At 63.5% G+C, this 21,338-nt stretch carries 29 protein-coding genes; 19 read left to right on the forward strand and 10 right to left on the reverse strand.

Annotation, left to right across the window (positions count from 1 at the left end; all coding sequences use genetic code 11):
- Window positions 1–6: 6 nt before the first annotated feature.
- The 3 genes from AC19YR_RS04600 to pilG are packed head-to-tail and all read right to left on the reverse strand — an operon-like array spanning window position 7 to window position 1,373.
- The gene (locus tag AC19YR_RS04600; RefSeq protein WP_095109082.1) at window positions 7–546 is read right to left on the reverse strand and encodes a chemotaxis protein CheW; all 540 of its coding nucleotides are present in this window, start codon (window positions 544–546) and stop codon (window positions 7–9) included.
- 9 nt (window positions 547–555) lie between these two features.
- On the reverse strand, window positions 556–921 hold the full coding sequence (pilH, locus tag AC19YR_RS04605; protein ID WP_095109083.1) for a twitching motility response regulator PilH: 366 nt from the start codon (window positions 919–921) through the stop codon (window positions 556–558).
- A gap of 44 nt (window positions 922–965) precedes the next feature.
- The gene (pilG, locus tag AC19YR_RS04610; RefSeq protein ID WP_095109084.1) at window positions 966–1,373 is read right to left on the reverse strand and encodes a twitching motility response regulator PilG; all 408 of its coding nucleotides are present in this window, start codon (window positions 1,371–1,373) and stop codon (window positions 966–968) included.
- A gap of 228 nt (window positions 1,374–1,601) precedes the next feature.
- On the opposite strand from pilG, the gene gshB reads away from it, so the two are divergent.
- From gshB to AC19YR_RS04645, 7 genes are all read left to right on the forward strand, one after another.
- On the forward strand, window positions 1,602–2,573 hold the full coding sequence (gene gshB / locus AC19YR_RS04615) for a glutathione synthase (RefSeq protein WP_500597356.1): 972 nt from the start codon (window positions 1,602–1,604) through the stop codon (window positions 2,571–2,573).
- A gap of 105 nt (window positions 2,574–2,678) precedes the next feature.
- Complete coding sequence (locus AC19YR_RS04620) at window positions 2,679–3,575, forward strand: energy transducer TonB (protein ID WP_095109086.1); 897 nt, start codon at window positions 2,679–2,681, stop codon at window positions 3,573–3,575.
- 94 nt (window positions 3,576–3,669) lie between these two features.
- Window positions 3,670–4,239 (forward strand): YqgE/AlgH family protein, encoded by a 570-nt coding sequence (locus tag AC19YR_RS04625; protein WP_500597357.1) that lies wholly within the window; start codon window positions 3,670–3,672, stop codon window positions 4,237–4,239.
- Window positions 4,239–4,676: a Holliday junction resolvase RuvX gene (gene ruvX / locus AC19YR_RS04630; protein ID WP_095109088.1), complete on the forward strand. Its 438-nt coding sequence runs from the start codon at window positions 4,239–4,241 to the stop codon at window positions 4,674–4,676. The genes AC19YR_RS04625 and ruvX overlap by 1 nt, the downstream gene beginning before the upstream one ends.
- Window positions 4,677–4,762: 86 nt before the next feature.
- Window positions 4,763–5,269, forward strand: coding sequence for a bifunctional pyr operon transcriptional regulator/uracil phosphoribosyltransferase PyrR (gene pyrR / locus AC19YR_RS04635; RefSeq protein ID WP_095109089.1), 507 nt, complete (start codon window positions 4,763–4,765; stop codon window positions 5,267–5,269).
- A 12-nt stretch (window positions 5,270–5,281) separates the two neighbouring features.
- Entirely contained in the window at window positions 5,282–6,286 is a 1,005-nt protein-coding gene (locus tag AC19YR_RS04640) for an aspartate carbamoyltransferase catalytic subunit (RefSeq protein WP_095109090.1), read from the forward strand.
- The gene (locus AC19YR_RS04645; RefSeq protein WP_095109091.1) at window positions 6,283–7,554 is read left to right on the forward strand and encodes a dihydroorotase; all 1,272 of its coding nucleotides are present in this window, start codon (window positions 6,283–6,285) and stop codon (window positions 7,552–7,554) included. The genes AC19YR_RS04640 and AC19YR_RS04645 overlap by 4 nt, the downstream gene beginning before the upstream one ends.
- Window positions 7,555–7,628: 74 nt before the next feature.
- Here the strand turns inward: AC19YR_RS04645 and AC19YR_RS04650 are convergent, their stop codons facing one another.
- Window positions 7,629–8,045 carry an NINE protein gene (locus AC19YR_RS04650; protein WP_095109092.1) on the reverse strand — a complete coding sequence of 139 codons (417 nt, stop codon included), beginning with the start codon at window positions 8,043–8,045 and terminating at the stop codon, window positions 7,629–7,631.
- Window positions 8,046–8,296: 251 nt separating this feature from the next.
- On the opposite strand from AC19YR_RS04650, the gene AC19YR_RS04655 reads away from it, so the two are divergent.
- A complete protein-coding gene (locus AC19YR_RS04655; RefSeq protein WP_095109093.1) occupies window positions 8,297–8,911 on the forward strand; it encodes a C40 family peptidase in 615 nt (204 codons plus the stop codon).
- A 66-nt stretch (window positions 8,912–8,977) separates the two neighbouring features.
- On the opposite strand, the gene AC19YR_RS04660 is transcribed toward AC19YR_RS04655, so the two are convergent.
- Complete coding sequence (locus AC19YR_RS04660) at window positions 8,978–10,012, reverse strand: type IV pilus twitching motility protein PilT (RefSeq protein ID WP_095109094.1); 1,035 nt, start codon at window positions 10,010–10,012, stop codon at window positions 8,978–8,980.
- Between the two features lie 57 nt (window positions 10,013–10,069).
- On the opposite strand from AC19YR_RS04660, the gene AC19YR_RS04665 reads away from it, so the two are divergent.
- From AC19YR_RS04665 to AC19YR_RS04710, 10 genes are all read left to right on the forward strand, one after another.
- Window positions 10,070–10,756, forward strand: a complete 687-nt coding sequence (locus tag AC19YR_RS04665) for a YggS family pyridoxal phosphate-dependent enzyme (RefSeq protein WP_500597358.1) — start codon at window positions 10,070–10,072, stop codon at window positions 10,754–10,756.
- A gap of 33 nt (window positions 10,757–10,789) precedes the next feature.
- Complete coding sequence (gene proC / locus AC19YR_RS04670) at window positions 10,790–11,608, forward strand: pyrroline-5-carboxylate reductase (protein ID WP_095109096.1); 819 nt, start codon at window positions 10,790–10,792, stop codon at window positions 11,606–11,608.
- Between the two features lie 10 nt (window positions 11,609–11,618).
- A complete protein-coding gene (locus tag AC19YR_RS04675; RefSeq protein ID WP_500597359.1) occupies window positions 11,619–12,209 on the forward strand; it encodes a YggT family protein in 591 nt (196 codons plus the stop codon).
- Window positions 12,210–12,213: 4 nt separating this feature from the next.
- A complete protein-coding gene (locus AC19YR_RS04680; RefSeq protein ID WP_095109098.1) occupies window positions 12,214–12,510 on the forward strand; it encodes a DUF167 domain-containing protein in 297 nt (98 codons plus the stop codon).
- A gap of 159 nt (window positions 12,511–12,669) precedes the next feature.
- Window positions 12,670–13,809 (forward strand): homoserine O-succinyltransferase MetX, encoded by a 1,140-nt coding sequence (gene metX, locus AC19YR_RS04685; RefSeq protein WP_095109099.1) that lies wholly within the window; start codon window positions 12,670–12,672, stop codon window positions 13,807–13,809.
- A gap of 7 nt (window positions 13,810–13,816) precedes the next feature.
- Window positions 13,817–14,437: a methionine biosynthesis protein MetW gene (gene metW / locus AC19YR_RS04690; protein ID WP_095109100.1), complete on the forward strand. Its 621-nt coding sequence runs from the start codon at window positions 13,817–13,819 to the stop codon at window positions 14,435–14,437.
- Window positions 14,438–14,596: 159 nt separating this feature from the next.
- Window positions 14,597–15,031 (forward strand): DUF4426 domain-containing protein, encoded by a 435-nt coding sequence (locus tag AC19YR_RS04695; RefSeq protein ID WP_095109101.1) that lies wholly within the window; start codon window positions 14,597–14,599, stop codon window positions 15,029–15,031.
- A complete protein-coding gene (gene rdgB, locus AC19YR_RS04700; protein WP_095109102.1) occupies window positions 15,028–15,624 on the forward strand; it encodes an RdgB/HAM1 family non-canonical purine NTP pyrophosphatase in 597 nt (198 codons plus the stop codon). The genes AC19YR_RS04695 and rdgB overlap by 4 nt, the downstream gene beginning before the upstream one ends.
- Complete coding sequence (gene hemW, locus AC19YR_RS04705; RefSeq protein WP_095109103.1) at window positions 15,621–16,823, forward strand: radical SAM family heme chaperone HemW; 1,203 nt, start codon at window positions 15,621–15,623, stop codon at window positions 16,821–16,823. Before rdgB ends, hemW begins: the two co-directional genes overlap by 4 nt.
- 21 nt (window positions 16,824–16,844) lie before the next feature.
- Window positions 16,845–17,168 (forward strand): DUF3392 domain-containing protein, encoded by a 324-nt coding sequence (locus AC19YR_RS04710; RefSeq protein WP_095109104.1) that lies wholly within the window; start codon window positions 16,845–16,847, stop codon window positions 17,166–17,168.
- An 86-nt stretch (window positions 17,169–17,254) separates the two neighbouring features.
- Here the strand turns inward: AC19YR_RS04710 and trmB are convergent, their stop codons facing one another.
- The 4 genes from trmB to AC19YR_RS04730 all read right to left on the reverse strand — a co-directional run bounded on the left by trmB (window position 17,255) and on the right by AC19YR_RS04730 (window position 19,528).
- Window positions 17,255–17,980, reverse strand: coding sequence for a tRNA (guanosine(46)-N7)-methyltransferase TrmB (gene trmB, locus AC19YR_RS04715; RefSeq protein ID WP_095109105.1), 726 nt, complete (start codon window positions 17,978–17,980; stop codon window positions 17,255–17,257).
- Between the two features lie 9 nt (window positions 17,981–17,989).
- Window positions 17,990–18,784, reverse strand: a complete 795-nt coding sequence (locus AC19YR_RS04720) for a thiazole synthase (RefSeq protein ID WP_095109106.1) — start codon at window positions 18,782–18,784, stop codon at window positions 17,990–17,992.
- A gap of 79 nt (window positions 18,785–18,863) precedes the next feature.
- Complete coding sequence (gene thiS / locus AC19YR_RS04725; RefSeq protein WP_095109286.1) at window positions 18,864–19,064, reverse strand: sulfur carrier protein ThiS; 201 nt, start codon at window positions 19,062–19,064, stop codon at window positions 18,864–18,866.
- Between the two features lie 83 nt (window positions 19,065–19,147).
- Window positions 19,148–19,528, reverse strand: a complete 381-nt coding sequence (locus AC19YR_RS04730; protein WP_095109107.1) for a DUF423 domain-containing protein — start codon at window positions 19,526–19,528, stop codon at window positions 19,148–19,150.
- A gap of 74 nt (window positions 19,529–19,602) precedes the next feature.
- On the opposite strand from AC19YR_RS04730, the gene mtgA reads away from it, so the two are divergent.
- On the forward strand, window positions 19,603–20,325 hold the full coding sequence (mtgA, locus tag AC19YR_RS04735) for a monofunctional biosynthetic peptidoglycan transglycosylase (RefSeq protein ID WP_500597362.1): 723 nt from the start codon (window positions 19,603–19,605) through the stop codon (window positions 20,323–20,325).
- 73 nt (window positions 20,326–20,398) lie between these two features.
- On the opposite strand, the gene rpoH is transcribed toward mtgA, so the two are convergent.
- Window positions 20,399–21,253 carry an RNA polymerase sigma factor RpoH gene (rpoH, locus tag AC19YR_RS04740; protein ID WP_095109109.1) on the reverse strand — a complete coding sequence of 285 codons (855 nt, stop codon included), beginning with the start codon at window positions 21,251–21,253 and terminating at the stop codon, window positions 20,399–20,401.
- Window positions 21,254–21,338: the final 85 nt, after the last annotated feature.

Below are 21,338 nucleotides of genomic sequence, written 5' to 3' on the forward strand. Positions count from 1 at the left end.
CCGCCTTCACAGGGCTACATTCATGAAACCTTGCGACTGCGCCAGGGCGAACGGGCTGAACACCTGCCAGGACTGCTCCCCGGGGAACCGCCCCTTGACGAACGCGCTCATGGCGCCATCCAGGTCGTCCATCAGCAACGGCTCCAGGCTGTCCTGGGCAAAGTGCTGCAAACCGCAAACTTCATCGACCATCAGCCCCGCGAACACATCGCGGTGCTCGACCACCAGCACCCGCCGCTGCTTGCGCCGGGCCGACAGTTCGTGGCCGAAAAAGCCGCACAGGTCCATTACCGGCAACAGCCGCCCCCGCAGATTAGCCACTCCCTTGACCCACGTCTTGACCCCGGGCAACAGGGTGTACCGCGGCTCGTGCAAAACCTCGCTGACTTCGCCCATGGGCGCCACGTACCAGTGCGCGCCGATGCGAAAGCCGATCCCGCTCCAACTCTGCTGGCGGGTTTCCTGGGACGGCAGGTCGGCGGCCAGCAGGCGGCAGCGTTGGTCGATATCCAGTAGCAGCTCAAACGCGGTGAGGGAATCGGTCATGGCCGCGGGTCAGCCGGCCAGGACTTTGTTCAGGGTCTTTATCAGGGTGTCTTCGTCCACCGGTTTGGTCAGGTAGTCCCGCGCGCCCTGGCGCGTGCCCCAGACCTTGTCGGTTTCCTGGTCCTTGGTGGTGATGATGATGACCGGGATGTGGCTGGTGTCGGCGTCCTTGGTCAACTGGCGCGTGGCCTGGAAGCCGTTGAGGCCGGGCATGACGATGTCCATCAGCACCGCGTCGGGTTTTTCCTGGCGGGCCAGGGCGACGCCATCGGCGCCGTTTTCCGCTTTCAATACCTGGTGGCCGTGCTTTTCCAGCATGCCGGTCAGTTTGTACATTTCAGTCGGCGAGTCATCGACGATCAGAATACGTGCCATGGTCTTCCCCATTTCCAAAAGCCGAGCGGCCCAATGGCCGCCCGTCAATGTGCTTGTTCTACTGCGGCGAACCCCGGCACATGGGCCTTGATTGCGCTGAGCAATTCTTCCTTGCTGAAAGGCTTGGTCAAAAACTGATCGGAACCGACGATCCGCCCCTTGGCCTTGTCGAACAGGCCGTCCTTGGAGGACAGCATAATCACGGGCGTGGCCTTGAAGGCGCTGTTGTTCTTAATCAGGGCGCAGGTCTGATAGCCGTCCAGGCGCGGCATCATGATGTCGACGAAGATAATGCCGGGGTGGTGATCGACGATCTTGGCCAGCGCATCAAAGCCATCGACCGCGGTGATGACTTCACAGCCCACGTTCTTCAACAGTGTTTCAGCGGTGCGCCGAATCGTCTTGGAGTCGTCGATGACCATGACTTTCAAGGCGCTGGAGTGCTGTTCCATATCTGCTTGTACCATCGCCACAGCGAATCGGTTGTGTCCGTATACGGGCACCGTCACTCAAAAGCCTTGATGGCCAAGGGCTCGAAACGGCATGGGAGCCTTTTTAGCACAGTCGCCAGCGTCAATCTATCGGCTCGCCCGCCGGGTGGTTTTTCCTTGACCGGGAACACCCCGGGCGCCACTCTGACGCCACTTTTGTGCGCCCCAATCTGCTAGAGGAAACCCCCCATGAGCGTTCGCGTCGGCATTGTCATGGACCCCATCGCCAGCATTTCCTATAAGAAGGACAGCTCGCTGGCCATGCTGCTCGCCGCCCAGGCCCGCGGCTGGACGCTGTTCTATATGGAACAGCAGGATCTTTACCAGAACGCTGGCGTGGCCCGGGCGCGGATGCGGCCATTGCAGGTGTTCGCCAACCCCGAGCACTGGTTCGAGTTGCAGGCCGAGACGGACGCGCCGCTGAGCGACCTGGACGTGATCCTGATGCGCAAGGACCCGCCCTTCGACATGGAATTCGTCTACAGCACTTACCTGCTGGAGCAGGCCGAGCGCGCCGGGGTGCTGGTGGTCAACAAGCCGCAAAGCCTGCGCGACTGCAATGAAAAACTGTTCGCCACCCAGTTCCCGCAGTGCACGCCGCCCACGGTGGTGAGCCGCCGCGCCGATGTGCTGCGCGAATTTGCCGCACTGCATGGCGACGTCATCCTCAAACCGCTGGACGGCATGGGCGGCACCTCGATCTTCCGCCACCGCGTAGGCGACCCGAACCTGTCGGTGATTCTCGAAACCCTGACCGCCAACGGCACCCAGCAAATCATGGCCCAGGGCTATTTGCCGGCGATCAAGGATGGCGACAAGCGCATCCTGATGATCGACGGCGAACCGGTGCCCTACTGCCTGGCGCGCATCCCGGCAGCCGGCGAAACCCGCGGCAACCTGGCGGCCGGCGGGCGTGGCGAAGCACGGCCGCTGACCGATAAGGATCGCTGGATCGCCGCCCAGGTCGGCCCGACCCTGCGGGAAAAGGGCCTGCTGTTCGTGGGCCTGGACGTGATCGGCGAGCACCTGACCGAAATCAACGTCACCAGCCCCACCTGCATCCGCGAAATCGACAATGCCTTCGGCACCAACATCGGCGAACTGCTGATGGCGGCCATTGCTGGCAAGCTGCAAGCCGCCAGCGCCAAGCCACAAGCCTAAGGCCCACGCCCCAAAGCTTGCAGCTTGGCGCTGGAAGCTTGCAGCTAAAAACCCACATCGCGCTATCATGCCGAGCCTCGATACACGCGATGTTGGTTTTTTGCCATGACCCTCCCTTCCGAGCTGCCTCCCGAACTCACCCACCGCGGTGTGCGCCCGGCCGATCGCCTCGGATTTACCCTGCTGGTCGCCGCGCTGGTTCACCTGGCGCTGCTTCTGGGCGTGGGCTTTACCTTCGTCGAGCCCAAACAAGTCAGCCAAACGCTGGAAATCACCCTGTCGATGTTCAAAAGCCAGGCCGCGCCGAAGAAGGCCGACTTCATCGCGCAGGACAACCAGCAGGGCAGCGGTACGCTGGACAAGAAAGCCATCCCCACCACCACCGAAGTGGCGCCGATGCAGAGCACCGAGGTGAAAAAAGTGGTGCCACCACCCTCGAAGAAAAACGAAGTCGAGCAGACCACCACCAAGGCAGCCGTCGCCACCACCGCTCCCAAGCCGAAAAAAACCACCACCCCCCGCGAAGCAGTGAAAACCGCCGAAGCGCCCAAGGCGCCGCCGAGCTTCGACAGCGCCCAACTGTCCAGCGACATCGCCAGCCTGGAGGCCGAACTGGCTAACGAACGCCAGTTGTACGCCAAGCGCCCGCGTATCCACCGCATCAACGCGGCCTCGACCATGCGCGACAAGGGCGCCTGGTACAAAGACGAATGGCGCAAGAAGATCGAGCGCATCGGCAACCTCAACTACCCGGACGAAGCCCGGCGCCAGCAGATCTACGGCAGCCTGCGGCTGATGGTGGCCATCAACCGCGATGGCTCGTTGCATGAAGTGCTGGTGCTGGAGTCCTCGGGCCAGCCCCTGCTGGATCAAGCCGCACAACGCATCGTGCGCCTGAGCGCGCCCTTCGCCCCGTTCAGCGGCGACTTGGCAGATATCGATCGCCTGGAAATCATCCGCACCTGGAAGTTCGCGCGTGGGGATCGCTTGTCCAGCAATTGACGGGGCCGCCCAGGCCGATTCATGGCACAACGCCAGAGTTTTCCCGCACATCCCCAGCTTGTCAGTTCGCCACACCGACGCCACACTAGCGCCCATGAAAAACGTCAGCCCCAGCTACCTCTCGCATCACTTCCTGATCGCCATGCCCCACATGGTGGACCCGAACTTTGCGCATACCTTGACCTACATCGTCGAGCACACTGCCAATGGGGCCATGGGGCTGGTGGTCAACCGTCCGCAAGACATCACGCTGGCGGACATCCTCGAACAATTGCGCCCCGAGATCGAACCGCCAGCCCTGTGCCAGCACGTGCCGATCTTCCTCGGCGGCCCGGTGAGCAAGGACCGCGGTTTCGTCCTGCACCCCAGCGGCCAAACCTTCCAGGCCACCATCGAACTGGGCGGCGTGGCACTGTCCAGCTCCCAGGACGTGCTGTTCGCCATCGCCGACGGCAGGGGCCCGTCCAAGAGCCTGATCGCCCTGGGCTATGCCGGTTGGGAGCCGGGGCAATTGGAGGCCGAGCTGGCCGCCAACGCCTGGCTGACCTGCCCGTTCGACGCCGACATCCTGTTCAACACCAGCAGCGAGCAGCGCCTGGAAGCCGCCGCCCGACAACTGGGGGTCAACCTCAACCTGCTCACCAGCCAGGCGGGGCACGCCTGATGGCGCTGCGGCTGATCCTGGGTTTTGACTACGGCACCAAGCAGATCGGCGTCGCCGTGGGCCAAGTAATTACCGGCCAGGCCCGTGCGCTGTGCACCCTCAAGGCGCAGAACGGTATCCCCGACTGGAACCAGGTCGAGGCCCTGATAAAAGAATGGAAACCCGACGCCGTGGTCGTCGGCCTGCCGTTGAACATGGACGGCACCCCCAGCGACATGTGCCTGCGCGCGGAGAAATTCGCCCGACGCCTCAACGGCCGCTTCAACCTGCCCTTCTATACCCACGACGAACGCCTGACCACGTTCGAGGCCAAGGGCGAACGCCTGGCCCGTGGCGGGCAAAAAGGCAGTTACCGCGATAACCCGGTCGACGCCATCGCCGCCGCCCTGCTGCTGCAAGGCTGGCTCGACGAAAACACTGCTTTGTTCGAATCCTGACGGGGTGCGGCCAAGGGCCGCGCCTCTCTTCGTTTCAGCCCGGACCCTGCCATCATTGGCCGAGCCGCGCCCTTGAAGGAGCCACCATGAGCCTGCCCAACCCCGCCGAACTGATCCGCCAGATGGCCGTCGATCTCAAGGCCCACCTGGCCCGCCGCGCCATCAGCGAACCGCGCTACATCGGCATCCGCACCGGCGGCGTGTGGGTGGCCCAGGCGCTGCTGCAAGAGCTGGGCAGCGATTCGCCCCTGGGCACCCTGGACGTGTCCTTCTACCGCGACGACTTCAGCCAGAACGGCCTGCACCCGCAAGTGCGGCCCTCCGAGTTGCCCTTCGAGATCGAGGGCCAGCACCTGGTGCTGATCGACGACGTGCTGATGAGCGGGCGCACCATCCGCGCCGCCCTCAACGAACTCTTCGACTACGGCCGCCCGGCCAGCGTGACCCTGGTCAGCCTGCTGGACCTGGACGCCGGCGAGTTGCCGATCCGCCCCAACGTGGTCGGCGCCACCCTGAGCCTGGCCGCCCATGAGCGGGTCAAGCTCTGCGGCCCGGCGCCGCTGCAACTCGAACTCCAAGATCTTGCCCTTTAAGAGTCCATCGCGATGACGCCTCTCGACACCCAGCGCCCGCTGCAACTCAACCACCAGGGACAGTTGCAGCACTTCCTCTCGCTCGACGGTTTGCGCCGCGAACTGTTGACCGAAATCCTCGACACCGCCGACTCCTTCCTGGAAGTCGGCGCCCGGGCGGTGAAAAAAGTCCCGTTGCTGCGCGGCAAGACCGTGTGCAACGTGTTCTTTGAGAACTCCACCCGCACCCGCACCACCTTCGAGCTGGCGGCCCAACGGCTGTCGGCAGACGTCATCACCCTGAACGTCTCCACCTCATCGGCGAGCAAGGGCGAAACCCTGCTCGACACCCTGCGCAACCTCGAAGCCATGGCCGCCGACATGTTTGTGGTGCGCCACGGCGACTCCGGCGCCGCGCACTTCATCGCCGAGCACGTGTGCCCGCAGGTGGCGATCATCAACGGCGGCGACGGCCGCCACGCGCACCCGACCCAGGGCATGCTCGACATGCTCACCATCCGCCGCCACAAGGGCGGTTTCGAGAACCTCTCGGTGGCCATCGTCGGCGACATCCTGCACTCGCGGGTGGCGCGCTCGAACATGCTCGCCCTCAAAACCCTGGGCTGCCCGGACATCCGCGTCATCGCGCCGAAAACCCTGCTGCCCATCGGCGTCGAGCAGTACGGCGTGAAGGTCTACACCGACCTGGCCGAAGGCCTCAAGGACGTGGACGTGGTCATCATGCTGCGCCTGCAACGCGAGCGCATGACCGGCGGCCTGCTACCCAGCGAAGGCGAGTTCTATCGCCTGTTCGGCCTGACCACCGCACGCCTGGCCGGCGCCAAGCCCGATGCCATCGTCATGCACCCGGGCCCGATCAACCGTGGCGTGGAGATCGAATCGGCGGTGGCCGACGGCCCCCACTCGGTGATCCTCAACCAGGTCACCTACGGCATTGCCATCCGCATGGCCGTGCTGTCGATGGCCATGAGTGGGCAAACCGCCCAGCGTCAATTCGAGCAGGAGACCGCCCAGTGAAGCTCAGCATCCTCGGCGCACGCGTCATCGACCCCAGCAGTGGCCTGGACCAAACCACCGACCTGCACCTGCACGCCGGCAAGATCATCGCCATGGGCGCCGCCCCGGCGGACTTCAGCCCCAGCCAAACCCTCGACGCCCAGGGCCTGGTGGCCGCGCCGGGGCTGGTGGACCTGAGCGTTGCCCTGCGCGAGCCGGGCTACAGCCGCAAAGGCACCATCGCCAGCGAAACCCGCGCCGCCGCCGCCGGCGGCGTCACCAGCCTGTGCTGCCCGCCGCGCACCAAACCGGTGCTCGACACCTCCGCCGTGGCCGAACTGATCCTCGACCGCGCCCGCGAGGCCGGCAATTGCAAGGTGTTCCCCATCGGCGCCCTGAGCAAAGGCCTGGAAGGCGAGCAATTGGCCGAGCTCATCGCCCTGCGCGACGCCGGTTGCGTGGCCTTCAGCAATGGCCTGGACAACTTCCGCAACACCCGCACCCTGTGCCGTGCCCTGGAATACGCCGCCACGTTCGACCTGACGGTGATCTTCCACTCCCAGGACCACGACCTCGCTGCCGGCGGCCTGGCCCACGAAGGCCCGACCGCGAGCTTCCTCGGCTTGCCGGGCATTCCCGAAACCGCCGAGACCGTGGCCCTGGCCCGTGACCTCTTGCTGGTAGAACAAAGCGGCGTGCGCGCGCACTTCAGCCAGTTGACCAGCGCCCGTGGCGCGGCGCTGATCGCCCAGGCCCAGGCCCGCGGCCTGAAAGTGACCGCCGATGTGGCGCTGTACCAGTTGATCCTGACTGACGAGGCGCTGATCGACTTCAACAGCCTCTACCACGTGCAACCGCCGCTGCGCACCCGCGCCGACCGCGACGGCTTGCGCGAAGCGGTGAAAAGCGGCGTGATCTCGGCCATTTCCAGCCATCACCAGCCCCATGAGCGCGACGCCAAACTGGCACCGTTCGGCGCCACCGAACCGGGCATCAGCAGCGTTGAACTGCTGCTGCCGCTGGCCATGACCCTGGTGGCAGACGGCTTGCTCGACCTGCCGACGCTACTGGCACGCCTGAGCGCCGGCCCGGCGCAAGCCCTGCGCCTACCCGCCGGCAAGCTGCACGTGGGCGCCGCCGCCGACCTGGTGCTGTTCGACCCCAACCGCTCCACCGTGGCCGGCGAAGGCTGGCTGTCCAAAGGCGAAAACTGCCCGTTCATGGGCCACAGCCTGCCGGCGAACGTGCGCTACACCCTGGTAGATGGGCACATCACCTACCAGGCCTAAACCCTGTAAGAGCAACTTGTGTGGGAGCGGGCCGCGGCGCGGCCCGCAAGTAGGCTCCCATCATGGGGGAGTGGCTATCGCCCCCCACGGCTCTGGGCGTTGCGGATCGAGATCTGCGTGTTGAGCGTCCAGAAGTCATACAGCACCCCTACCAGCAGCAACCCGCCAGTGAACAGGTAGATCACCCCCGTGATCCACTTGCCCTGGTACATGCGGTGCACGCCAAACACCCCCAGAAACGCCAGCAGAATCCACGCCACGTTGTACTCCAGCGGCCCGGCGGTGAAACGCAGGTCGGCTTCGCGGTCCATGGCCGGGATCAGGAACAGGTCGATCAACCAACCAATCCCCAGCAAGCCCAGAGTGAAAAACCAGATCGTCCCGGTCACCGGCTTGCCGTAGTAGAAGCGGTGGGCGCCGGTAAAACCGAAAATCCACAGCAGATAGCCGATGATTTTGCTGTGGGTGTCCTGTTGCTGATAGGTGTTCATGGAGTTCCTCTTGCGGTCCGATAGATAAATTTTTTCGCTATAGGTGTGACTTTTTTGTGTCGTCCCGACGTGTGGCTGGTTCACCTTACACCGCGCGCAAAGCCTTGTAGCGCCTGACTTCTGTCTGACAATTGCGCCAATTTGCCGCATGTTGGCCGAACTTGGCTACCGATTTGAATCGACCAGTGGCCGCGAAACAGACAAAAAAGCTGTTATAAAGTTGCGCGCCTACCTTTATAGAGCCCTGCCTAATGCGTCCATTTTTCAAGACATGGCTAACCATCTGCCTATTAATGCCACTGGCCGCCCACGCCACCAATCGTGAGCAACGTCTGCCCAACGTCAATGGTTTCACCCCCAAATCCCATGTTTCGGCTCCTTCGAGCAAAAACAAGCAGGCGCCTCGCCTGAACCGCGTCAGCAGCAACAAGCGTGTGCCCGTCATGGCCGCCAAGCAAAGCAGCGACGTGCTCAGCCGCGCGGTCAATGTGCTCGGCACCCCTTACCGTTGGGGCGGCAGCAGCCCCAGCAAGGGTTTTGATTGCAGCGGCCTGGTGAAGTACGCCTTCAACGACGTCGCCGCCATCGATCTACCGCGCACCTCCAACGCCATGGCCAGCGGCCACGGGCAGAAAGTCGACCGCAAGGATCTCAAGCCCGGCGACCTGATTTTCTTCAACCTCAAGAGCCGCCGGGTCAACCACGTCGCCATCTACATGGGCAACGACCGCTTTATCCACGCGCCACGGCGCGGCAAGTCGGTAACCATCGACACCCTGAAAAAACCATATTGGGAAAAACACTACGTGGTGGCCAAGCGAGTGTTGCCCAAAGAGCCCAATACCCTGCGGATTGTGCAGCGCTGAGCAGTTTGACGCTGACGGCCTCATCGCGGGCGAGCCCGCTCCCACAGGTTTTGAGGCCCTAAAGCCTCAAAACCCCTCCGGCGCCCGTGCCTTCTCCCGCGCCTGTTCGCGGCTTATCAACCCCTTGGCCAGTAGGTCTTTGAGGGCCATGTCCAGCGTTTGCATGCCCAGCGCCCCGCCGGTCTGAATCGCCGAATACATCTGCGCCACCTTGTCTTCGCGGATCAGGTTGCGGATCGCCGCCGTGCCCAGCATCACCTCATGGGCCGCCACCCGCCCGCCACCGACTTTCTTGACCAAGCACTGCGACACCACTGCCTGCAATGACTCCGACAGCATCGAGCGCGCCATGCCTCGCTCCGTGCCCGGGAACACGTCCAGTACGCGGTCGATGGTTTTCGCTGCCGAGGTGGTGTGCAGCGTGCCGAACACCAAGTGCCCGGTTTCGGCGGCGGTCAGGGCCAGGCGAATGGTTTCCAGGTCACGCATCTCGCCCACCAGGATCACGTCCGGGTCTTCGCGCAGGGCCGCCCGCAGCGCGGCCGCGAAACTGCGGGTGTCGCGCTGCACTTGGCGCTGGCTTATCAGGCACTGGCGGGGCTCATGAATGAACTCGATGGGGTCTTCGATGGTGAGGATGTGCTGCTGGCGGTGCGCGTTGAGGTGATCGACCAGCGCCGCCAGGGTGGTGGACTTGCCCGACCCGGTGGGCCCGGTGACCAATACCAGGCCACGGGGTGCCTCGGCAATACGCCGAAACACTTCCCCCAACCCCAACGACGCCAGGCTTGGCACCTGGGCGGCAACGCTGCGCAGCACCGCGCCGATGCCGCGCTGCTGGTGGAACAGGTTGACGCGAAACCGCCCCACGCCGTCGCGCTCGAAAGCAAAATCCAGGTCCAGGGTCGCGTCGAACTGCCCCCGCTGCTCATCGTCCATGATCTCGTCCAGCAAGGCCCGCACCCGCGCCGAGTCCAGCGTCGGCAGGTCAAGGCGCTGGATGTCGCCGTCCACTCGCACCATGGGCGCCAGGCCCGCCGACAGATGCACATCCGAAGCCCCGAGCCGCACGCTCAGGGACAGTAGCTCAGTGATATCCATATCCAAACCCAACTCCAGTAGAATGCCGCCAACCTCAGAACCACAGGCGCCCATCGAATGTCCACGATAGCAGACAGCATTGCCCTGGTTCGCAGCCGCATCCACGCTGCCGCAAAAGCCGCCGGGCGCGACGAAAACAGCGTGCAACTGCTGGCCGTGAGCAAGACCAAACCCGCCCAGGCCCTGCGCCAAGCCTATGCCGCCGGGCTGCGCGATTTCGGCGAAAACTACCTGCAAGAAGCCCTGAGCAAGCAACTCGAACTGCGCGACCTGCCCTTGAGTTGGCACTTCATCGGCCCCATTCAATCGAACAAGACGCGAGCCATCGCCGAACACTTCGCCTGGGTGCATTCCGTGGACCGCTTGAAAATCGCCCAACGCCTGTCCGAGCAACGCCCCGCTGAACTGCCGCCACTGAACATCTGCATCCAGGTCAACGTCAGCGGCGAGGCGAGCAAATCCGGCTGCACCCCGGCCGACCTGCCGGCCCTGGCCACGGCCATCAATGCCTTGCCGCGTTTGAAGCTGCGCGGCTTGATGGCGATCCCGGAGCCAACCGACGAGCGCGCCGAGCAAGATGCCGCGTTTGCCGCCGTACAACAGCTGCAAGCCAGCCTCGGTTTGCCGCTGGACACGCTTTCCATGGGCATGAGCCACGACCTGGAGTCAGCCATTGCCCAAGGCGCCACCTGGGTGCGCATCGGTACTGCGCTATTCGGTGCCCGCGACTACAGCCAGTCCTGAAATGGCTGACTTACTTCTCTATAAGGACCTGTCATGAGCAAGACACGTATTGCCTTTATCGGAGCCGGTAACATGGCCGCCAGCCTGATCGGCGGCCTGCGCGCCAAGGGCCTGGACGCCGCGCAGATCCGCGCCAGCGACCCCGGCGCAGAAACCCGCGCGCGGGTTCACGCCGAGCACGGCATCGAACTGTTCGCCGACAACGCCCAGGCCATCGACGGCGCCGACGTGGTCGTGCTGGCGGTCAAGCCGCAAATGATGAAAGCCGTCTGCGAGGCGCTGCGCCCGCACCTCACGGCGCAGCAACTGGTGGTGTCCATCGCCGCTGGCATCACCTGTGCCAGCATGGCCAAGTGGCTCGGCGAGCAACCCATCGTGCGCTGCATGCCCAACACCCCGTCGCTGCTGCGCCAAGGGGTGAGCGGCCTGTACGCCACTGGCGCCGTCACCGAGGCGCAACGCCAGCAGGCGCAAGAGCTGTTGTCGGCCGTGGGCCTGGCCCTGTGGCTGGAAAACGAGCAGCAACTGGACGCGGTCACCGCCGTCTCCGGCAGCGGCCCGGCGTACTTCTTCCTGCTGATCGAAGCCATGACCGCCGCCGGCGAGAAACTCGGCCTGCCCCGTGACATCGCCGCCCAACTGACCCTACAAACCGCACTCGGCGCCGCCCACATGGCGGTGGCCAGCGACGTGGACGCCGCTGAGCTGCGCCGCCGCGTCACCTCCCCGGCCGGCACCACCGAAGCGGCCATCAAATCATTCCAGGCCGGCGGCTTCGAGGCGCTGGTCGAAACCGCCCTGGGCGCCGCCGCACATCGCTCGGCCGAAATGGCCGAACAACTGGGCCAATAAGGAGCCATTCATGATTGGATTGGAAACCGCAGCCATCTACGTGCTGCAAACCCTCGGCAGCCTGTACCTGCTGATCGTGCTGTTGCGTTTCGTGCTGCAACTGGTACGCGCCAACTTCTACAACCCACTGTGCCAGTTCGCGGTCAAGGCCACCCAGCCGCTGCTCAAGCCGCTGCGCCGGGTCATCCCCAGCGTGTTCGGCCTGGACATGTCGTCCCTGGTGCTGGCCCTTATCCTCCAGGTGCTACTGATGGCCGTGACCATGCTGCTGGCCTACGGCACCACGGGCGACCCGCTGCAACTGCTGATCTGGGCGATCATCGGCGTGACGGCGCTGTTCCTGAAGATTTTCTTCTTCGCCCTGATTATCAGCGTGATCCTGTCCTGGGTCGCACCGGGCAGCCATAACCCGGGCGCCGAGTTGGTCAACCAGATCTGCGAGCCGGTGCTGGCGCCGTTTCGCAAGATCCTGCCCAGCCTGGGCGGCCTGGATATCTCGCCGATCCTCGCGTTCATGGTGCTCAAGCTGCTGGACATGCTGGTCATCAACAACCTCGCCGCCATGAGCCAGATGCCGGACATCCTGCGCATGCTGATCTGACCCGGTGAGCTATTTCCGCTGGGACGGCGAGGATCTGATCCTCGAATGCCACCTGCAACCGGCGGCCCGCAGCGATGATTTCTGCGGGCTGCACGGCGAACGCCTGAAAATCCGCCTCACCGCACCGCCCGTCGAGGGCAAGGCCAATGCCTACCTGATGGCTTTTCTGGCCAAGGCCTTCGGGGTCGCCAAAAGCCAGGTGAGCCTGCTCAGCGGCGAGTTGAACCGGCAGAAACGGGTGCGCATCAGTGCACCGAAAAAACTCCCGCCGCTGCCGGGGCTGGAGCGCCCGGCGGGGTGATGAGCCGCCTCACTTATCGCGAGCAGGCTCGCTCCCACAAGGTTATGCAATGACGTGTGGGAGCGAGCCTGCTCGCGAGGGGGACGCCACGGTATAGCCGCTTGCCGCTAGGGGCCCTGCTCTTTAGACTTACGCCTCATTTAAATGAGAGCAGGGTCGATGCCAACTGCCTTTCCCGCCGATTCCGTTGGTCTGGTGACGCCCCAAGTGGCGCACTTCAGTGAACCCCTCGCCCTGGCCTGCGGCCGTTCGCTGCCCGCCTATGACCTGATCTATGAAACCTACGGTGAGCTGAACGCCACGGCCAGCAACGCCGTGCTGATCTGCCATGCGCTGTCGGGCCATCACCATGCCGCTGGCTACCACAGCCCCGACGACCGCAAGCCCGGTTGGTGGGACAGCTGCATCGGCCCCGGCAAGCCCATCGATACCCACCGCTTCTTCGTCGTCAGCCTCAACAACCTGGGCGGCTGCAACGGCTCCACCGGCCCCAGCAGCACCAACCCGGACACCGGCAAGCCGTTTGGCGCCGACTTCCCGGTGCTCACGGTCGAAGACTGGGTGCACAGCCAGGCGCGCCTGGCCGACCTGCTGGGCATCGACCAATGGGCCGCGGTGATCGGCGGCAGCCTGGGCGGCATGCAGGCCTTGCAGTGGAGCATCAGCTACCCCGAGCGCATCCGCCATTGCCTGGCCATCGCCTCGGCGCCTAAGCTCTCGGCGCAGAACATCGCCTTCAACGAAGTGGCGCGCCAGGCCATCCTCACCGACCCCGAGTTCCACGGCGGCTCGTTCCAGGAGCACGGTGTGATCCCCAAGCGCGGGTTGATGCTGGCGCGGATGGTGGGGCACATCACCTACCTGTCGGATGACTCCATGGGCGAGAAATTCGGCCGCGGCCTCAAGAGCGAAAAGCTCAACTACGACTTCCATAGCGTCGAATTCCAAGTGGAAAGCTACCTGCGCTACCAGGGCGAAGAATTCTCCGGGCGCTTCGACGCCAACACCTACCTGTTGATGACCAAAGCGCTGGACTACTTCGATCCGGCGGCGAACTTCGACGATAACCTGGCGAAAACCTTCGCCGGGGCCAAGGCCAAGTTCTGCGTGATGTCGTTCACCACCGACTGGCGCTTCTCCCCGGCCCGCTCGCGGGAACTGGTGGACGCCCTGATGGCGGCGAAAAAAGACGTCTGCTACCTGGAAATCGACGCACCCCAGGGCCACGACGCCTTCTTGATCCCGATCCCGCGCTACTTGCAGGCGTTTGGCAATTACATGAACAGAATCCAATTGTGAGAACGCCATGAGAGCTGATCTGGAAATCATCCAGGAATGGATCCCCGCCGGCAGCCGCGTGCTCGACCTTGGCTGCGGTAATGGCGAACTGCTGACCTGGCTGCGGGACAACAAGCAAGTCACCGGTTATGGCCTGGAAAACGACCCGGACAACATTGCCGAATGCGTGGCCAAGGGCATCAACGTGATCGAGCAGGACCTGGACAAGGGGCTGGGCAACTTCGCCAGCAACAGCTTCGATATCGTGGTGATGACCCAAGCCCTGCAAGCGGTGCACTACCCGGACCGAATCCTCGACGAAATGCTGCGCGTGGGCCGCCAGTGCATCATCACCTTTCCCAATTTCGGCCACTGGCGCTGCCGCTGGTACCTGGCCAGCAAGGGCCGCATGCCGGTGTCGGAATTCTTGCCGTACACCTGGTACAACACGCCGAACATCCACTTCTGCACCTTTGAAGACTTTGAAGAACTGTGCCGCGAACGTGCGGCGAAAGTCATCGATCGGCTTGCCGTCGATCAACAACACCGCCACGGGTGGGCCAGTAAGCTATGGCCTAACCTATTAGGTGAAATCGGTATTTACCGCGTCAGCAGTCCTGGCCTGCAAGATCACCAGGTCGCGGTCTGACCCCAACATTAACGGCTGTCGCAAGCGGGCTCGCCCGCGCTGGAGTGCGTAGCGCTCCTGATGCGGTGCTTGCTCAAACGCACTGAGGGGCCGCTGCGCTGCCCAGCGCGGGCCAGCCCGCTTGCTACTGCCCACAAATATTTTTTGAGGAGAACGATCATGGGACGTCTAGCCCTGTTAGCCCTGACTGCCTGCCTGAGCCTGAGCGCCATGGCCGCCGACGCCATCAAAGGCGAACGCAAGGAAGTTTTCGGTGACGTGACGGTGCACTACAACACCTTCAACTCCACCGCCCTGCAACCGGACATCGCCAAGGCCGCCGGCCTGGTGCGCGACAAGCATCAGGGGCTCATCAACCTCTCCGTGCTCAAGGCTGGCAAAGCGACGGACGCCACAGTCACCGGCACCCTCAAGGACCTGACCAGCAAAAGCGTGCCGCTGACGTTCAAGAAAATCACCGAACCCGGCGCGATCTACTACATCGCCCAATACCCGGTGGAGCAGCAGGAAGTCAGAACCTTCACCATCAGCGTTGAAACCGGCGGCCAAGCCCACAGTTTCAGCTTCAACCAAGAGCTGTTTCCGGGCCAATGATGAACTTCACCCAACTGGTTTTGGCCAGCCATAACGCCGGCAAACTCAAAGAACTCCAGGCCATGCTCGGCCAAGCGGTACAACTGCGCTCCATTGGCGAGTTCAGCCGCGTCGAGCCGGAAGAAACCGGCCTGTCGTTCGTCGAGAACGCCATCCTCAAGGCCCGCAATGCCGCGCGCATTTCCGGTTTGCCGGCGCTGGCCGACGATTCCGGGCTGGCGGTGGACTTCCTAGGCGGCGCGCCGGGCATTTACTCGGCGCGCTATGCCGACGGCCAGGGCGATGCGGCGAACAACGCCAAGCTGCTCGACGCCCTCAAGGACGTGCCCGAGGCCGAGCGCGGCGCGCAGTTCGTCTGTGTGCTGGCCCTGGTGCGCCACGCCGACGACCCGCTGCCGATCCTCTGCGAAGGCTTGTGGCACGGGCGCATTCTCACCGCCGCCAGCGGCGAACATGGTTTTGGCTACGACCCGCTGTTCTGGGTGCCGGAGCGCGACTGCTCCAGCGCGCAGCTGAGCCCCGCCGATAAGAACCAGATCAGCCACCGCGCCCGCGCAATGGATTTGCTGCGCCAACGTCTGGGCTTGAAATGACCCACGACTCGCCCGCGTTGCCGCTGATCGTCGGCGGCACGCCCAGCACCCGCGCGGCATTACCGCTATTGCCGCCGCTGGCGCTGTACATCCACATTCCCTGGTGCGTGCGCAAATGCCCGTACTGCGACTTCAACTCCCACACCGCCAGCCCCGTGCTGCCGGAAGAAGAGTACGTCGATGCCCTGCTGGCCGACCTCGACCAGGACCTGCACGCGGTGTACGGCCGCGAACTGAGTTCGATCTTCTTCGGTGGCGGCACCCCGAGCCTGTTCAGCGCCGCCGCCCTGGGGCGCCTGCTCAAGGGCGTGGAGCAACGTATCCCGTTCGCCCCAGGCATCGAAATCACCCTGGAAGCCAACCCTGGCACCTTCGAGCAAGAGAAATTCAGCGCCTACCGGGCCTTGGGCATCAATCGCCTGTCCATCGGCATCCAGAGTTTCCAACAGGCCAAGCTCAGTGCCCTGGGGCGCATCCACAACGGCGACGAAGCGATCCGCGCCGCCGGCATGGCGCGCCTGGCCGGGTTCGACAACTTCAACCTGGACTTGATGCACGGCTTGCCCGATCAGTCCCTGGACGACGCCCTCGACGACCTGCGCCAAGCCATCTCCCTCAAGCCTACGCACCTGTCCTGGTACCAACTGACGCTGGAGCCGAACACGGTGTTCTGGAACCAGCCGCCGGTGTTGCCGGAGGACGACACCCTGTGGGACATCCAGGAGGCCGGCCAGGCTCTGCTGGCCGAGCACGGCTACGCGCAGTACGAGGTCTCGGCCTACGCCCAGCCCGGCAAAGCGGCGCGGCATAACCTCAATTACTGGAGTTTCGGCGACTTTATCGGCATCGGTGCCGGCGCCCACGGCAAGCTCAGCCACCCGGACGGGCGCATCGTGCGCACCTGGAAAACCCGCCTGCCCAAGGACTACCTCAACCCAGCCAAAAACTTCCAGGCCGGCGAAAAATACCTGGGCGACGACGAACTGCCATTCGAGTTCTTGATGAACGCCTTGCGCCTGACCGAGGGCGTGGCCGCCGAGCTGTACCCGCAACGCACCGGGCTGACGCTGCAAAGCCTGGCCCAGGGCCGCCGCGAGGCCGAACAAAGTGGCTTATTGCAGGTCGAACCGTCACGGCTGGCGGCCACCGAGCGCGGCCAACTCTTTCTCAATGACCTGCTACAGAAGTTTTTGAGCTGACTGGCTCTTTAAGGAAATCGAATGGACCTGGTACTCGACCTACTCGCCACCGTCTCGCGCTGGAGCCGCAGCAACCTGTCGGACATCTCCCTGGCGCTGGTGGGCTGCCTGCTGGTGTTGTTTGGCGCCGACATCAAGGGCTGGGTCGAACAACGCCTGGGCAACATCGCCGGCGCCTTGCGCGTACCGCTGATGGCCCTGCTGTGCATGATCGGCAGCGGCGCGGCGTTGATCTACGCCACGCCGTGGATCGTGCGCGGCCTGAGCCAATTCAACAACTACAGCCTGGCGCCGGTGTTGTTGGTGGTGCTGGTGCTGATCGGGGTAGTGGCGGATCGCCGCTAACCACAACTGTAGGAGCGAGCCTGCTCGCGATGAGGCCGAAACCGCTATCGCGGGCGAGCCCGCTCCCACACTAGGTTTTGCCTGCTTTAAGACTGCTTCTCGAACTTCAAATCCCACACCCCATGCCCCAGTCGCTCGCCACGGCGCTCGAACTTGGTGATCGGGCGCTCGCTCGGGCGCGGCACGCAGCGGCCGTCTTCGGCGAGGTTGCGGTAGCCCGGCGCGACGTTCATCACCTCCAGCATGTACTCGGCGTAGGGTTCCCAGTCAGTGGCCATGTGCAGGATGCCGCCGACTTTCAACTTGCTGCGCACCAACTCTGCGAAAGACGCTTGGACAATACGGCGCTTGTGGTGGCGGCTCTTGTGCCAAGGGTCGGGGAAAAACAGCATCAGGCGATCCAGGCTGTTGTCGGCGATACAGCGGTTGAGCACTTCAATAGCATCGCAGTCGTACACCCGCAGGTTAGTCAGACCCTGGGTCAGCACGCCGTTGAGCAACGCGCCGACACCTGGGCGGTGCACTTCCACACCGATGAAATCCTGCTCGGGCGACGCCGCTGCCATTTCCAGCAGGGAGTGGCCCATGCCAAAGCCGATTTCCAGGGAGCGCGGGGCCGAACGGCCAAACACTTGGTCAAAATCCACCGGCGCATCCGCCAGCGGCAGGACGAACAACGGCGTGCCTTGCTCCAGGCCTTTTTGCTGGCCTTCGGTCATGCGCCCGGCGCGCATCACGAAACTCTTGATACGGCGGTGCTTGGACTCGTCGCCTTCTTGCACGGTGTTCGGCGTTTCGTTTGATTCAGTCATCAATGGCTCTTACTTAATCAGACCATCCAGCGGCGAAGAGGCGCTGGCATAGAGTTTTTTCGGCATGCGCCCGGCGAGGTACGCCAGACGACCGGCAACGATTGCGTGCTTCATGGCTTCGGCCATCATGATCGGCTGCTGCGCATTGGCGATGGCCGAGTTCATCAGCACCGCCTCGCAGCCCAGTTCCATGGCGATGGTGGCGTCGGACGCGGTGCCGACACCGGCATCCACCAACACCGGGATCTTCGCTTCTTCAAGGATGATCTGCAGGTTGTAGGGGTTGCAGATGCCCAGCCCGGTGCCGATCAAGCCCGCCAGCGGCATGACTGCGATGCAACCGATTTCGGCCAGTTGGCGGGCGATGATCGGGTCGTCGCTGGTGTAGACCATCACGTCGAAACCTTCCTTGACCAGCACTTCGGCGGCTTTGAGGGTTTCGATCACGTTGGGGAACAGGGTTTTCTGGTCGGCCAGCACTTCCAGCTTCACCAAGTTATGGCCGTCCAGAAGCTCACGGGCCAGGCGGCAGGTGCGCACGGCCTCGATGGCGTCGTAGCAACCGGCGGTGTTCGGCAGGATGGTGTAGCGGTCCGGCGGCAGGATATCCAGCAGGTTCGGTTCGCCCGGGTTCTGGCCGATGTTGGTGCGGCGCACGGCAACGGTGACGATCTCGGCCCCCGAGGCTTCGATGGCCAGGCGGGTTTCTTCCATGTCGCGGTACTTGCCGGTGCCTACCAGCAAGCGCGACTGGTAGGTACGACCGGCCAGGACGAAAGGCTTGTCGCTGCGAACATTGCTCATCGGGAATCCTCGGTTGGGGAGAGGTTCTGCAGAAATCTTGTCGGCAAATTCAGGGAAAACGTAGCGAACGCGCTAGCTTCTAGCCGCCACCGATGGCGTGCACCACTTCGACGCTATCGCCGTCGTTCAGCGTGGTGTCGGCGTGCTGGCTGCGGGGGACGATATCCAGGTTGAGCTCGACTGCGACGCGACGCCCGGTCAACTCCAGGTGCGCGAGCAGGGCCGCAACGGTTGCACCGTCGGGCAGTTCTAAGGAATCACCGTTCAGCTGAATACGCATGCCAAAGGCCGCCATCGTTTTTAAGGGCCAGCATTCTAGCCCGATCCGTCAGGCCGACCCAAGCCCTCTGGTCAGCGGTGGTTTCAGGGCGTCGGTTGCAGGCGCCACGCGGCCAGGCCCAGGCAGAGCCAGCCCACCAGGAACGCGACGCCACCCAACGGGGTGATGATCCCCAGTTTGCTGATGCCGGTCAGGGTCAACAGGTACAGGCTCCCGGAAAACAGCAGGATGCCGAGGGTGAATGACGCGCCGGCCCAAGTCACCAAGCGTCCGGGCAGGTGCGCAGCTAGCAGCGCCACGCCCACCAGGGCCAGGGTGTGGACCAACTGATAGCTGACGCCGGTGTGGAAAATCGCCAGGTATTCAGCGCTGAGGCGGTTTTTCAAGCCATGGGCGGCGAACGCGCCAAGGGCAACGCCAGTAAAGCCGAAGAAGGCAGCCAGCATCACAAAGCCACGCAGCATGAGGAACTCCAGTCAGACTCGTAGGACAGGGTCTGTATAATGGCCCGCTCGACCGCTCCGGCCAAGCCATCTCTATGTTGCGTTTAATCTTTCGTCGTATCACCCAAGGCCTGCTCTGGTTCGCGGCTGGCAGCGTGCTGCTGGTGCTTGTGTTCCGCGTCGTACCGCCGCCGGGAACGGCATTGATGGTCGAGCGCAAGGTGCAGTCCTGGTTCAATGGCAAGCCCATCGACCTGCAGCGCGACTGGCAAGCGTGGGATGAAATCGCCAACGACCTGAAAGTGGCGGTGATTGCCGGCGAAGACCAGAAATTCTCCGAACACTGGGGTTTTGACGTCGGCGCGATCAAGGCCGCCCTGGCCCATAACGAGCGCGGTGGTTCGCTGCGCGGCGCCAGCACCTTGAGCCAGCAAGTGGCGAAGAACCTGTTTCTGTGGTCGGGCCGCAGTTGGCTGCGCAAGGGCCTGGAGGCCTGGTTCACGGGGCTGATCGAAATCCTCTGGCCCAAGCAACGCATCCTCGAGGTGTACCTCAACAGCGTGGAGTGGGACGACGGCGTGTTTGGCGCCGAGGCGGCGGCGCGCCATCACTTTGGCGTGAGCACCCGCTCACTGTCGCGGCAACAGGCCAGCCTGCTGGCCGCGGTGCTGCCCAACCCCCGCGCCTGGAGCGCCAGCCGCCCAAGCCCTTACGTGGCACGGCGTGCCAGCTGGATTCGGCAGCAGATGAACCAGTTGGGGGGAGAGAGTTATCTGTTGGGGATCAATGATTCGCGGCGCTTGCCGTGGGCAGACTGACACAGCAGAAAAAAGTGTGGGAACGGACTTGCCCGCTCCCACATCCACACCTACATCCACTAGCAGTTTGAGATCAAGCGGCGATAGACAGCTTCAGCTTGTTCATCGCGCTTTTTTCCAACTGGCGGATACGCTCAGCCGATACGTTGTACTTCTGCGCCAGGTCATGCAGCGTGGCTTTTTCTTCTGCCAACCAGCGTTGGTAGAGAATGTCGCGGCTGCGGTCGTCCAGCACTTGCAGGGCTTCGTGCAGGTTGCTGGTGGAGTTATCGCTCCAGTCAGCATCTTCCAGTTGCCGCGCCGGGTCGTAGCGGTGGTCTTCGAGGTAATTGGCCGGCGACTGGAAGGCACTGTCGTCGTCCGCCTCGGCGGCCGGGTCGAAGGCCATGTCATGGCCAGTCAGGCGGCTTTCCATCTCGCGCACTTCACGGGGCTCGACGCCCAGGCTTTCGGCCACGCGGTGCACTTCTTCGTTGTTCAGCCACGCCAGGCGTTTTTTCTGGCTGCGCAGGTTGAAGAACAGCTTGCGCTGGGCCTTGGTGGTCGCGACTTTCACGATGCGCCAGTTGCGCAGGATGAATTCGTGGATTTCCGCCTTGATCCAGTGCACCGCAAAGGACACCAGGCGCACGCCCATTTCCGGGTTGAAACGCTTGACCGCTTTCATCAGGCCCACGTTACCTTCCTGGATCAGGTCGGCCTGGGCCAACCCGTAGCCGGAATAGCTGCGGGCGATATGTACGACAAAACGCAGGTGGGCGAGCACCATCTGCCGAGCCGCCCCAAGATCCTGCTCATAATAGAGACTCTCGGCCAGTTCACGCTCCTGCTCGGGCGTCAGCAATGGAATGCTGTTGACCGTGTGCACATAGGCTTCCAGGTTTGCGCCTGGGACTAGGGCATAGGCAGGTTGCAAAGAAGTGGTCATACGAAAAAACCTCCGACTCACATAACTCGTGCAGTTCAGCACTGCGAAAATTGACCGGGAACCGTAGGACAAGTTCCCTAGAAAG

It is taken from the genome of Pseudomonas sp. MF08817 (assembly GCF_059862705.1).

Excerpts from the sequence above, each read along its gene's own strand:
- AC19YR_RS04600 (WP_095109082.1), bottom strand. The coding sequence starts at position 546 with ATGACCGATTCCCTCACCGCGTTTGAGCTGCTACTGGATATCGACCAA.
- pilH (WP_095109083.1), bottom strand. The coding sequence starts at position 921 with ATGGCACGTATTCTGATCGTCGATGACTCGCCGACTGAAATGTACAAA.
- pilG (WP_095109084.1), bottom strand. The coding sequence starts at position 1,373 with ATGGAACAGCACTCCAGCGCCTTGAAAGTCATGGTCATCGACGACTCC.
- gshB (WP_500597356.1), top strand. The coding sequence starts at position 1,602 with ATGAGCGTTCGCGTCGGCATTGTCATGGACCCCATCGCCAGCATTTCC.
- AC19YR_RS04620 (WP_095109086.1), top strand. The coding sequence starts at position 2,679 with ATGACCCTCCCTTCCGAGCTGCCTCCCGAACTCACCCACCGCGGTGTG.
- AC19YR_RS04625 (WP_500597357.1), top strand. The coding sequence starts at position 3,670 with ATGAAAAACGTCAGCCCCAGCTACCTCTCGCATCACTTCCTGATCGCC.
- ruvX (WP_095109088.1), top strand. The coding sequence starts at position 4,239 with ATGGCGCTGCGGCTGATCCTGGGTTTTGACTACGGCACCAAGCAGATC.
- pyrR (WP_095109089.1), top strand. The coding sequence starts at position 4,763 with ATGAGCCTGCCCAACCCCGCCGAACTGATCCGCCAGATGGCCGTCGAT.
- AC19YR_RS04640 (WP_095109090.1), top strand. The coding sequence starts at position 5,282 with ATGACGCCTCTCGACACCCAGCGCCCGCTGCAACTCAACCACCAGGGA.
- AC19YR_RS04650 (WP_095109092.1), bottom strand. The coding sequence starts at position 8,045 with ATGAACACCTATCAGCAACAGGACACCCACAGCAAAATCATCGGCTAT.
- AC19YR_RS04655 (WP_095109093.1), top strand. The coding sequence starts at position 8,297 with ATGCGTCCATTTTTCAAGACATGGCTAACCATCTGCCTATTAATGCCA.
- AC19YR_RS04660 (WP_095109094.1), bottom strand. The coding sequence starts at position 10,012 with ATGGATATCACTGAGCTACTGTCCCTGAGCGTGCGGCTCGGGGCTTCG.
- AC19YR_RS04665 (WP_500597358.1), top strand. The coding sequence starts at position 10,070 with ATGTCCACGATAGCAGACAGCATTGCCCTGGTTCGCAGCCGCATCCAC.
- proC (WP_095109096.1), top strand. The coding sequence starts at position 10,790 with ATGAGCAAGACACGTATTGCCTTTATCGGAGCCGGTAACATGGCCGCC.
- AC19YR_RS04675 (WP_500597359.1), top strand. The coding sequence starts at position 11,619 with ATGATTGGATTGGAAACCGCAGCCATCTACGTGCTGCAAACCCTCGGC.
- metX (WP_095109099.1), top strand. The coding sequence starts at position 12,670 with ATGCCAACTGCCTTTCCCGCCGATTCCGTTGGTCTGGTGACGCCCCAA.
- metW (WP_095109100.1), top strand. The coding sequence starts at position 13,817 with ATGAGAGCTGATCTGGAAATCATCCAGGAATGGATCCCCGCCGGCAGC.
- AC19YR_RS04695 (WP_095109101.1), top strand. The coding sequence starts at position 14,597 with ATGGGACGTCTAGCCCTGTTAGCCCTGACTGCCTGCCTGAGCCTGAGC.
- rdgB (WP_095109102.1), top strand. The coding sequence starts at position 15,028 with ATGATGAACTTCACCCAACTGGTTTTGGCCAGCCATAACGCCGGCAAA.
- hemW (WP_095109103.1), top strand. The coding sequence starts at position 15,621 with ATGACCCACGACTCGCCCGCGTTGCCGCTGATCGTCGGCGGCACGCCC.
- AC19YR_RS04710 (WP_095109104.1), top strand. The coding sequence starts at position 16,845 with ATGGACCTGGTACTCGACCTACTCGCCACCGTCTCGCGCTGGAGCCGC.
- trmB (WP_095109105.1), bottom strand. The coding sequence starts at position 17,980 with ATGACTGAATCAAACGAAACGCCGAACACCGTGCAAGAAGGCGACGAG.
- AC19YR_RS04720 (WP_095109106.1), bottom strand. The coding sequence starts at position 18,784 with ATGAGCAATGTTCGCAGCGACAAGCCTTTCGTCCTGGCCGGTCGTACC.
- thiS (WP_095109286.1), bottom strand. The coding sequence starts at position 19,064 with ATGCGTATTCAGCTGAACGGTGATTCCTTAGAACTGCCCGACGGTGCA.
- AC19YR_RS04730 (WP_095109107.1), bottom strand. The coding sequence starts at position 19,528 with ATGCTGCGTGGCTTTGTGATGCTGGCTGCCTTCTTCGGCTTTACTGGC.
- mtgA (WP_500597362.1), top strand. The coding sequence starts at position 19,603 with ATGTTGCGTTTAATCTTTCGTCGTATCACCCAAGGCCTGCTCTGGTTC.
- rpoH (WP_095109109.1), bottom strand. The coding sequence starts at position 21,253 with ATGACCACTTCTTTGCAACCTGCCTATGCCCTAGTCCCAGGCGCAAAC.